Raw genomic sequence first — 2,158 nt, 5'->3', positions numbered from 1 at the left:
TTCAGGTGCAGGTCCAATTGAAATACAGGTTGTAGTTCCAGGGGCTATCTGAGTATGTCCAGCATCAGTAACTTCAGACCATGGAAGGTTCAAATCAATAGCATGAATTTTTATTTGTTGTAAATCCCTCATACCTGAGACTTTGAGAACGACTTTTTCTTGTCCATCCCACCATTCTTGATACCATTCGGGATGAGACTTGCGTACATGTTCTGCACCTAGAACACATGCATGACCTACTTGAGCTGCTATCTTTCCTTTTCCCATTTTAAGATCAGTTCTAACAATAATTACTTGTTTGATGTAACCCATAATCTAATCAAATACAGACATAATGAAAGACTTTTGAATTAAATAATTGACAAAGAAACGAAAAATATGTACTTTGATGTAGTAGTTGCTGGTGGAAGTGTTGCAGGGCTATTATGTGCAAGAGAAATTGCTTCAAAAGATTTTTCAGTACTTGTGATTGAAGAAGATTATGAAATAGGCACCCCTGAGCATTGTGGAGGTCTAGTCAGTATGGCAGGCTTGAAAGAACTTGGAGTAATTCCATTTAGAAAAACATTTGAGCATATGATAGAATCAGCTGAAATTACATCACCCAACGGGAATAGTTTTACAATTAATTCAAAGAAACAAAAAGTCGCTGAAATCAACAGAAGAGAATTAGATAAACAAATAGCTTTTCAAGCTCAGAATAAAGGAGCGGTGATTAAAGTCAGAACAAGTTTTCAAGAAATTACAGATACAGGAATTAGAACAAAAGATGAGAAAATAGATTGTAAAATTTTTGTTGATGCAAGAGGAGTTTCATCTCTAATTCATAGAGATAGAACGGGGATTTTATCATCAGCTCAATATGAAATTTATTCTGATTGGATAGAGAAAGGAAAGGTTGGAGTAGCATTTGATCAAAAAAAATTTCCTGGATTTTTTGCATGGGTTATTCCATCAGGAGAAGGTAAAGGAAAGGTTGGAGTAGCAGGAAGAGGAATTAAAGTATCTGAAACATTAGATAAGATTCTAGAAGGAAAGAGAAAATATTCAGTAATTAGAAAAATTTTTGCGCCAATTTGGATTAAAGGTCCTATTGATAATTTTGTGGAAGGAAAAACGGTAATTATAGGAGATGCTGCAGGACAAGCAAAACCAACAACAGCAGGAGGTATTTTTACTTGTGGTATGGGAGGGGTTTATGCAGGACAAGCAATTTCAAAATTTTTAGAGACAAATAATAAAGCAGATCTGTATGAATATCAAAAAAAATGGATGGATAGATTCGGTAAAGAATTTGAAAGACAATCACTTGTTAGAAAAATTTTAGAACGAATGGATAACAACACAATTGATAAATTATTTGAAGCAATTACACCAGATATCATAAAAGAGATTTCCGAAAGAGAAGATTTTGATTTCCACACTAGTTCAATTATCAAATTACTAGGAGTAAAGGGTTCACTGAAAACAGCTCAGACCTTAATTGATGGGGAACTCAAAAAATTATGGAGTTAAAATGTACTCAATTTCTAAGCAAGGTATAAATGATGTTTACAGAAATTTGGGGGTATGTCGTCTACTATTTCATTACCAACATGTAGTTGTTGCTATAGACCCATTATGCCTAATGATAAATGTGTAAAATTCAATTGTCCCAATTGTGGTGCAGATTTAATTTGGAGATGCCAAAGTTGCAGGGAAGCAGCAAGAAACTATACTTGTTCTTCATGTAATTTCCAGGGGCCTTAGGAAATGACTCAATTACTATTAATTACAAAAATTCTTCCTGATGGAACTGAGACAGATCTTGATGAGTTAGCAAAGACTATCAAAAGTTCACTAAAAGAAGGAATTTCAATGAAAAGACATGCCAAAGAACCATTGGCCTTTGGATTAGAATTTCTAAAAGTAGAATTTATTCTGGAAGATGAAGAAGGGCAAATGGATTCATTGGAAGATGCAGTCAGATCAGTACAAGGTGTAAGTGAATTCGAAGTACTCAATATGAGTCGAATGTCAGTTGACATGAAATAGGTGATATTTTGACACGCAAAGAGGAACCTTTGCAAATGAGAATCGGGGAAGCAAAACAAAGAGATGTAGGTAAAAAGCGTGCTAGAATTGGACCAGAAGCTATGGATTTTCTTAGGGTCACACC

At 34.7% G+C, this 2,158-nt stretch carries 4 protein-coding genes; 3 read left to right on the top strand and 1 reads right to left on the bottom strand.

Going from position 1 to position 2,158, the window contains the following annotated elements; translation table 11 throughout:
* A partial coding sequence (gene pth2, locus OEW78_RS10495; protein WP_300327236.1) for a peptidyl-tRNA hydrolase Pth2 occupies positions 1 to 312 on the bottom strand: 312 nt, incomplete at its 3' end.
* A gap of 66 nt (positions 313 to 378) precedes the next feature.
* Between pth2 and OEW78_RS10490 the strand changes: the two genes are divergently transcribed.
* From OEW78_RS10490 to OEW78_RS10480, 3 genes are read left to right on the top strand one after another with little or no spacing between them, the layout of a single operon-like run.
* Positions 379 to 1,515 carry an NAD(P)/FAD-dependent oxidoreductase gene (locus OEW78_RS10490; RefSeq protein WP_300327235.1) on the top strand — a complete coding sequence of 379 codons (1,137 nt, stop codon included), beginning with the start codon at positions 379 to 381 and terminating at the stop codon, positions 1,513 to 1,515.
* A 54-nt stretch (positions 1,516 to 1,569) separates the two neighbouring features.
* Complete coding sequence (locus OEW78_RS10485) at positions 1,570 to 1,749, top strand: zinc finger domain-containing protein (protein ID WP_366523070.1); 180 nt, start codon at positions 1,570 to 1,572, stop codon at positions 1,747 to 1,749.
* A 3-nt stretch (positions 1,750 to 1,752) separates the two neighbouring features.
* The gene (locus OEW78_RS10480; RefSeq protein WP_300327234.1) at positions 1,753 to 2,034 is read left to right on the top strand and encodes an elongation factor 1-beta; all 282 of its coding nucleotides are present in this window, start codon (positions 1,753 to 1,755) and stop codon (positions 2,032 to 2,034) included.
* Positions 2,035 to 2,158 lie beyond the last annotated feature (124 nt).

The organism is Candidatus Nitrosopumilus sp. (assembly GCF_029882185.1).
Lineage (GTDB): Archaea > Thermoproteota > Nitrososphaeria > Nitrososphaerales > Nitrosopumilaceae > Nitrosopumilus.
Note: the sequence above shows the minus strand (reverse complement) of the source record. Positions and strands in the feature narration are given on the sequence as shown.